Source organism: Streptomyces flavidovirens DSM 40150, assembly GCF_000429085.1.
Lineage (GTDB): Bacteria > Actinomycetota > Actinomycetes > Streptomycetales > Streptomycetaceae > Streptomyces > Streptomyces flavidovirens.
Map to the genome: position 1 here is coordinate 26991 of NZ_AUBE01000038.1, position 8380 is coordinate 35370.

General features: G+C 70.5%; 6 protein-coding genes and 1 riboswitch. Of the genes, 1 reads left to right on the forward strand and 5 read right to left on the reverse strand.

Features of this window, described 5'->3' with window-relative positions; translation table 11 throughout:
• Positions 1–12 precede the first annotated feature (12 nt).
• Both G412_RS0129880 and G412_RS36635 read right to left on the reverse strand, forming a co-directional pair.
• Complete coding sequence (locus tag G412_RS0129880) at positions 13–936, reverse strand: M23 family metallopeptidase (RefSeq protein ID WP_028815252.1); 924 nt, start codon at positions 934–936, stop codon at positions 13–15.
• 2 nt (positions 937–938) lie between these two features.
• A riboswitch (cyclic di-AMP (ydaO/yuaA leader) is annotated at positions 939–1108 on the reverse strand.
• 149 nt (positions 1109–1257) lie between these two features.
• Entirely contained in the window at positions 1258–3531 is a 2274-nt protein-coding gene (locus G412_RS36635) for an alpha-galactosidase (RefSeq protein WP_106964196.1), read from the reverse strand.
• Positions 3532–3719: 188 nt separating this feature from the next.
• Here G412_RS36635 and G412_RS0129890 point away from each other — a divergent pair, with 188 nt between their 5' ends.
• On the forward strand, positions 3720–4541 hold the full coding sequence (locus G412_RS0129890; RefSeq protein WP_028815253.1) for a tyrosine-protein phosphatase: 822 nt from the start codon (positions 3720–3722) through the stop codon (positions 4539–4541).
• Positions 4542–4614: 73 nt separating this feature from the next.
• On the opposite strand, the gene G412_RS0129895 is transcribed toward G412_RS0129890, so the two are convergent.
• The 3 genes from G412_RS0129895 to G412_RS0129905 form a co-directional block, all read right to left on the reverse strand.
• Positions 4615–6012, reverse strand: a complete 1398-nt coding sequence (locus G412_RS0129895) for an aspartate aminotransferase family protein (protein WP_028815254.1) — start codon at positions 6010–6012, stop codon at positions 4615–4617.
• On the reverse strand, positions 6009–7925 hold the full coding sequence (gene dxs, locus G412_RS36640; protein WP_051338697.1) for a 1-deoxy-D-xylulose-5-phosphate synthase: 1917 nt from the start codon (positions 7923–7925) through the stop codon (positions 6009–6011). The genes G412_RS0129895 and dxs overlap by 4 nt, the downstream gene beginning before the upstream one ends.
• A gap of 23 nt (positions 7926–7948) precedes the next feature.
• Positions 7949–8380 (reverse strand): flavodoxin/ferredoxin-dependent (E)-4-hydroxy-3-methylbut-2-enyl-diphosphate synthase (locus tag G412_RS0129905; protein WP_028815255.1); only part of this gene is annotated, 432 nt, incomplete at its 5' end.

Sequence of the window (8380 nt, forward strand, 5' to 3'; positions counted from 1 at the left end):
CCTTCGGGCGGATCAGACGGTGACGCCGTGGCCGCGGAGGTAGGCCAGCGGGTCGACGTCCGAGCCGTAGCTCGGGCCGGTCCGGATCTCGAAGTGCAGGTGCGGGCCGGTGGAGTTGCCCGTGCTGCCGGAGAGACCGATCTGCGTGCCGCCGCCGACGCTCTGGCCGGAGGAGACGGACAGCGAGGACAGGTGGGCGTACTGCGAGTACCGGCCGTCGTCGTGCTTGATGACGACCTCGTTGCCGTACGAGCCGCTCCAGCCCGCGGAGACGACGGTGCCCGCACCGACCGCCTTGACCGGCGTACCGCTCGCCGCGGCGAAGTCGACGCCCGTGTGGTAACCGCTGGACCAGCTGCCGCCGGCGGCGCGGTACGGCGTGGTGACGCTCGCGGACACGGGGGCGGTGAAGCCGGATCCGGCGTTCTGCGCGGCAGCGGCCGGGGCAGGGGCGGAGACAGGCTTCTCGGCCTCGGCCTTGGGGGCGGCCTTCGCCGGAGCGGGCTTCGCCGGAGCGGCCTTCGCGGGGGCCGGCTTCGCCGGGGCCGCCGCCTTCGCTCCGATGGTCAGCTTCATACCGGGCAGGATCAGCGAGGGGTTGCCGCCGACGACCTCACGGTTGTCCTCGTACAGCTTCTGCCAGCCGCCACGCACGTCCTGCTCGTCGGCGATCTTCGACAGGTAGTCGCCGGAGACCACGGAGTAGGTCTTGGTGCCGGTCTTCTTCTTCGGCGTCGCCTTCTCAGCAGCCGCCGGGGAATCAGCGGCGGCGGCCTTGCCGGCGGACGCGGGGGCCGGAGCGGTCTTCTCCGCGGCGTTCGCGCCGGTGGCGGCGATGAGGGGAAGTGCGAGTGCGGCTCCACCCGTTCCCGCGGCGACGAATCCGCGCGTGAGCGGGTTGGACCTCGGGCGGCGGTGCTTACCCTTTGCGGGCATGGAACATTCCTCTCCGGCGCCTACGAGGTGAGCTGTCGGGTTCGGGCTGGAGATGCCCGGCCGCGTTGCGCGACTTAACCCCAAAGCCGGACCGGACCATGGAACATCCGGTGACCGGCGTACTTACCTGGGTCCCCCGCTCCTGCCACGCGTGAGTGAGTGTGAGTGCGGACCCCGGGAGGTGGCAGGATTCGGCGGTCCTCCCGGATTGACGGTGACCGTAAGCCGACGGGGCTGCCCCGTACAAGCCAGTCCATTCATTCCGTCATCGCCCCAAGAGAATTCACGACGCAATTCCCGTCACCCTCTGTGGATTACGGATCATCGCCCCCCGCGCGTGAACTGGTAGTTGCTCACGGCGCTTCGCCACGCACCGTCACAAATATGATCCTGCTCACCAGTGGTCTCGCCATTTCCCATACCCGCAAGGGGAGTTAGCAGGACATCGCCCGTTTCGCCCCAACCGTGCCTTACGCCCCGCCTTATGCCCGTAAAGGCGTCAAATCTCCGCAGCCGGAAGACCGCCGCGTCGAGATCCCCGCGCAGCGCGGTGCGCAGCCCCCGGTGGAGCAGTACGGAACCCCGGTGCACGGCCGAGGTGTCCAGGCAGGCGTACGCCGCTTCCGGGTCGAGCCCCCGCAGGCGCAGCGGCGGCTGCTGCTCGCCGTAGTGCTGGGCCTGCAGCCACGCGAGGACCACGATGTCGTCGCCGCGCGTGTACTGGACCGCGCTGAGCCCGCCGTCGGGGGCGCGCAGCCGGTACAGCTCGCCGTGCTGCACCACCGGCCTGATCTCCTTGTACAGGTCCACCCACTCGCGCGCCTCGGCGATCTCGCCCTCCCTCCACCCGGTGAGATCGCCGCCGATGCCGAGCACGCCCGCCATCGCGCTCACGAAGCGGAAGCGCAGTGAGCTGACCCGCCCGTTGAGCTGGGTGTTCGGGCTGTCGGTGACCCACGCGGCCATCGCCCGCGCCGGGTGCACCTGACTGAAGCCGTACTGGATGGCGAGCCGGTCCAGCGGATCGGTGTTGTCCGAGGTCCACACCTGGTCGGTACGGGAGAGAATCCCGAGGTCGATCCGTCCGCCGCCCCCCGAGCACGACTCGAAGGCGACGCCGGGATGCGCGGCCCGCAGCCGGTCGAGGAGCGCGTACAGGGCGTGCACGTGCTCGGTCCACAGCCGCTGCGGGTACGGTTCGCCCGGCCAGCCCGCGTCGGTGAAGCAGCGGTTGAAGTCCCACTTCACATAGTCGACGGGCGTGCTCGACAGCAGGCCGTCGAGCTGCTCCCAGAGGTACGCCTGGACGTCCTCCCGCGCCAGATTGAGGACGAGCTGGTTGCGGAACTCCGTGCGGGTGCGCCCGAGGTGATGCTGCACCCAGTCGGGATGCGCCCGGTACAGATCGCTGTCGGCGTTGACCATCTCGGGCTCCACCCAGATGCCGAACCGCATACCCAGCCCGTGCACTTCGTCGGCGAGCGGCTTCAGCCCACCGGGAAAGCGCTCGGGGTTGGGCGTCCAGTCCCCGAGCCCGGCCCGGTCGCTGACGCGCGCACCGAACCACGCGTCGTCCACCACGAACAGCTCGACGCCGATGTCCGCGGCCCGGCGCGCGAGCGCACGCTGCTGCTCCTCGCAGATGTCGAAACCGGTCGCTTCCCAGGAGTTGAAGAGAACCGGCCGCGGACGTTCCGCGTCCGGGATCACGTGCGCGAGCTGCCAGGCGTGCCAGGCCCGGCTCGCCCCGCCGAACCCGCCGTCGCTCCACAGCCCCGCGAAGACGGGAGTGGTGTACGTTCCGCCGGGCGCCAGCCGCAGCAGCCCCGAGTCGTCGTGTCCGGCCCCGCCGGTGATCTGCACCGTCCCGTCGGGCAGTTGCTGTACGGCGATGCGCCACGACCCGGACCAGCCGAGCGCGCAGCCGTACACGTCGCCGCTCTCCTCCGTGGCGCCCTCGGCGTCGAGGGCGACCCAGGGCAGGTGCTGATGCCCGGTGTGGCCGCGGCGGCTGCCCAGGACCTTCTCGCCGGGGGTGAGATCCGAGCGTACGAGCCGGGATTCGGCCGCCCACCGGCCGTGCAGCTGGCTCATCCGCCACCGCTCGCGCCGGGGCAGCGTCCAGGCGGCGGCGTCGGCCCTCAGCAGTTCCAGGGCCGGGGCGTCGGCCGGTCCTTCGTGCGCGACGGTGGCCCACCGCTCGACGACGTCGGAGTCCTCGCGCATCCGGTAGTGCAGGGTGAGGCCGAGGTGGTGGACGGGGTCGGTGAAGCGCAGCCGCAGTTCGTCGCCGGCCGTGACCGCCTGCGAGTACCGCCACTCGGTGCCGCGCACGGCGGGCGTACGTACGGACAGGGCGGGCCGTGCGAAACGGGGGCCGCCCTCGACCGGGTACTCCTCGCGCCCGTCGAGCTGCGACTCGAACGGCCAGTACGGCGGCGGGGGTTCGGCGGCGAGCGACTCGGCGTCGGCGAGGGAGATGCGCGGCCCCCAGTGCAGGTGAACCAGCTCGTCCTGGCCGGTGAGGTGCAGCGCATAGCTGCCGGCCGCGCCGGAGAGCAGCCAGGTACGGCCGTTGCCGCCGGTCTCGATCATCAAGTCCCCCAGATTCGCACAGGTCCGAACATCTTCGTTCATCCGGTCTCCCTGTTGCAATGACCTGAGGGTGTCGGCCGAGATGGTTGCTCCGGGAAGCCGAGATGGTTGCCCAGGGAACCCGTGTCGTATCGTCGAAACGCGCCGAAGTCGGCGAGCAGCGCCGACGGCAGACTTCAGGAGCCCACGTGACACAGCAGCTGCCGCAGGTCCCGTCGACCGAGCCCGAGCACGAGCCCGAGCTTGCCGCGGTGCGCAACTTCCGCGACGTGGGCGGCCTGCCGACGGCGGACGGGCGGCGGGTCCGGTACGGAGCCCTCTTCCGCAGCGGTCACCTGGCGCACGCCACCGCCGCCGACGCGGCGTTCCTGAGTTCGCTCGGCCTCCACACGATCTTCGACTTCCGCAACGAGGCGGACCAGACGCTGGAGGGCCCCGACGTGGAGCTGCCGGGGGTGCGCAACGTCAATCTGCCCTTGACGGACCCGGCCGACGGCGCCGTGTTCTGGAAAATGGTCCGCGACGGAAACCTCGACGAGCTGCGCGAGATCCTGTCCGACGGCAAGGCCGCGGACCGCATGTCGGAGACGTACCGCATGATCATTAAGGAGCGTACGGCCGAGCAGAGCCAGGTGCTGCACGCCCTGGCCGAGGACTCCGTCCCCGCGCTGATGCACTGCGCGGCGGGCAAGGACCGCGCCGGCCTGTCCATAGCGGTGACCCTGCTGGCGCTCGGCGTCGAGCGCGAGGCCATCGAGGCCGACTACCTGAAGTCGAACGACCCGCACCGCCGCTACAAGGTCCACCGCAGCGACAACTCGCCTACCGGCATGTCGCCCCAGGTCATGGAGCTGCTCAGCCCGCTGTTCGAGGCCCGCGCGGAGTATCTGAACGCCGCCTTCGAGACGATCGAGGAGACCTGGGGCACCACCGACCGCTACCTCGCGCAGGGGCTGAACCTCGCTCCCGAGACCCGCGAGCGACTGCGGACGCGCCTGCTCGAGAGCTGAGCGCAGCAGGTGTCAGCGCCGGCCGCCGGGCGTGCTGCCCGGCGGCCGCGATGCGGGCGGGGCACAGGCGGCCCTACCGGTTGGCGACCGCCTGCTTCACCAGGGTCTTGCCGAAGTCCCACATCAGACCGCCGCCACTGTGCGCGTCGTCCATCACCGAGGTGAACGCGCCGACGAACCGCTCGACCTCCCTCTCCCCCACGACCAGCGGCGGAATGAGCTTGATCACTTCGAGGTGGTCGCCGGAGACCTGGGTGAGGATGCGGTGCTTCTGGAACAGCGGTACGACGACCATCTGCGCGAAGAGTCCCTTGCGGGCGGCCTGGAGCATGGTCCAGCGGCTGCGCAGCTTCAGTGAGCTGGGCCGGCCGAACTCGATGCCGATCATGAGCCCGCGCCCCCGTACGTCGTGCAGCAGCTCGTAACGGCCGATGAGCGCGGTCAGCCGCTCGCGCAGCAGATCGCCGGAGCGCCGCGCGTTCGCGACGATCTCCTGGTCCTCCATCACCGAGAGAACGGCCAGGCCCGCCGCCATGGCCTGCGCGTTCGAGCCGAAGCTGGCCGAGTGCACCAGCACCCGGTCCATCGACGAGTAAACGCGCTTGAAGATCCAGTCCTTGCCGAGGGTCGCGCCGACCGGTACGTAGCCTCCCGAGAGCGCTTTCGCGACGCACAGCAGATCGGGTTCGACGCCCTCCTCGTGCTGGTACGCGTAGAAGTCCCCGGTCCTGCCCAGGCCTGTCTGCACCTCGTCGGCGATCAGCAGTCCTTTGTGGCGGCGCAGGAGCTCCTGGGCGGCGCGCAGGAACCCGGGCGGGGACTCGTGCACGCCCTTCCCCTGGATCGGCTCCACGACGAAACCGGCCACGTCACCCCGCTTCAGCTCCCGCTCCAGGGCGTCCAGGTCACCCAGCGCGATCGCGGTGTCGGGCAGCAGCGGCGCGAAGCCGTCGCGGAAGCCCGCCTCACCGTTGACCGACAGCGAGCCGGTCGTCAGGCCGTGGAAGGCGTGCGCGCAGTACAGGATCCTGGGCTTGCCCGTCGCGTACCTGGCGAACTTCAGCGCGGTCTCGACGGCCTCGGTGCCGCTGTTGCCGAAGAACACCCGGTCCAGGTGCGGGCTGTGGGCGAGCAGCTTCTCGGCGAGCAGTCCGGGCAGCGGCTGGCAGTCGAAGCGGGTCAGGTCGGCGAGCGAGGCGTCGAGGACGTCGTGCAGCGCCTTGCGTACGACGGGATGGTGCCGGCCGAGGCCCATCACGCCGAAGCCCGCGAGCATGTCGAGGTAGTCGTTGCCTTCCGCGTCCCAGAAGTAGGCGCCCTCGGCCCGCTCGTAGACCTTGTCGAAGCCGATGGTGCGCAGCATGCGGGGCAGCTGGTGGTTCAGGTGCCTGGAATGCAGCTCGTAGCGCTCGGCCCCGCGTTCGGCGAGGAGCTTGCCCAGGTCGAACTCCTTCGGCGCGCCGTCCGTCATTCCGCGGTCTCCTTGGCGTTCGGCAGGGGGACGGACCGGGCATCCCCGGCCGCCAGGGCGAGGCTGATCCGACCCGCTATCGACGCGGGTGTGAGCCCGATGTCGGCCAGCACCTCACCCCGCCCTGCGTGCGCGAGGAACTGCTCCGGGATGCCGTATGTCCGCAGGGGTACGTCGACTCCGGCATCCCGGAGCGCCTGCCCGACGGCTGAACCGACCCCGCCGCTGCGGCTGTTGTCCTCGACGACCGCGACGAGGCGGTGCCGCTCGGCGAGCGGCGCGAGCTGCTCGTCGACGGGCTTGACCCAGCGCGGGTCGACGACCGTACAGCCGATGCCCCGCTCGTCCAGCAGCCCGGCCGCCTCCATGCAGACGGGCGCGAGCGCGCCGACGGAGACCAGGAGTACGTCGTCGGGTCCGGCGGCCCGGCGCAGCACGTCCATGCCGCCCACCCGGCCGGCCGCCGGGATCACCGGTCCCACGGATTCCTTGGGGAAGCGCAGCACGGTCGGTGCGTCGTCGACGTCCATTGCCTCGCGGAGCTGGGCACGCAGTTGGTCGGCGTCGCGCGGCGCTGCGATCCGCAGGCCGGGTACGGCCTGGAGGAGCGACATGTCCCACATGCCGTTGTGCGAGGGCCCGTCGGTCCCGGTGACGCCCGCCCGGTCCAGTACGAAGGTCACGCCGCATTTGTGCAGCGCCACGTCCATGAGCAGTTGGTCGAAGGCGCGGTTGAGGAAGGTGGCGTAGACGGCGACGACGGGGTGGAGCCCGCCGGTGGCGAGGCCGGCAGCGGAGACAGCGGCGTGCTGTTCGGCGATCCCGACGTCCCAGAACCGGTCGGGGAACGCCGCGGCGAACTTGCCGAGCCCCACGGGATGCAGCATGGCCGCCGTGATCGCGACGACATCGGGCCGCTCCGCGCCGATCTTCGCCATCTCGTCGCCGAACACGGAAGTCCAGGAAGGACCGTTGGCCGGTGCGAGGGGTTCGCAGGTCAGCGGGTTCATCGCGGCGACGGCGTGGAAGCGGTCTGCCTCGTCCTCCTCGGCCGCGGCGTAACCCCGTCCCTTCTCGGTCAGGCAGTGCACGAGCACCGGCCCGTGGAAGCGCTTCGCGCGGCGCAGTGCGGACTCGATCGCCGCGATGTCGTGGCCGTCGACCGGGCCGACGTACTTGAGCCCCAGGTCCTCGAACATCCCCTGCGGGGCGATGAAGTCCTTCAAGCCCTTCTTCGCGCCGTGCAGCGACCCGTACAGCGGCTGTCCGACGACGGGGGTGTGCTGGAGCACGTCCTTGCACCGGGCGAGGAACCGCTCGTACCCGTCCGTCGTACGGAGAGTGGCGAGGTGGTCGGCGAGCCCGCCGATGGTCGGGGCGTACGAACGCTCGTTGTCGTTGACGACGATGACCAGCGGCCGGTCGCGGGCGGCGGCGATGTTGTTGAGCGCCTCCCAGGCCATGCCGCCGGTGAGCGCGCCGTCCCCGGTCACCGCGACGACGTGGTCGCTCCGGCCGAGCACCTGGTTGGCCTTGGCGAGCCCGTCGGCCCAGCCGAGGACCGTCGAGGCGTGCGAGTTCTCGATGACGTCGTGCGCGGATTCCTCGCGCGACGGATAGCCGGAGAGCCCGCCCTTGCCGCGCAGCTTGGAGAAGTCCTGCCGGCCGGTCAGCAGTTTGTGTACGTAACTCTGGTGGCCGGTGTCCCACAGGATGCGGTCGGCGGGCGAGTCGAAGACCCGGTGCAGGGCGATGGTCAGCTCCACCACCCCGAGGTTGGGCCCGAGGTGTCCGCCCGTCCGGGCCACGGCCCGCACCAGGAACTCCCGGATCTCGGATGCCAGCTGACAGTTCTCGGCCTCTGTCAGACCTTTCAGGTCGCGCGGCCCCCGGATACTTTCCAAGATCGTCACGCTCGGGCCCCCTCTCTGGTCCTTCAGCTCACGGTGACGGCGGGCGTCCCCGAAGTGATGCCCTCGCCCTCCATGTCCGCGGCGATTTTCATCGCCTCTTCGATGAGCGTCTCGACGATCTTCGACTCGGGCACGGTCTTGATGACCTCGCCCTTGACGAAGATCTGCCCCTTGCCGTTGCCGGACGCGACACCGAGGTCCGCCTCACGCGCCTCACCAGGACCGTTGACAACACACCCCATCACGGCAACGCGCAGCGGCACCTCCAGGCCGTCGAGACCGGCGGCCACCTGGTCGGCGAGCTTGTAGACGTCGACCTGCGCACGCCCGCAGGACGGGCAGGACACGATCTCCAGCCGCCGCTGCTTGAGGTTGAGCGCCTCCAGGATCTGGAGGCCGACCTTGACCTCCTCGACCGGCGGCGCGGACAGCGAGACCCGGATGGTGTCGCCGAT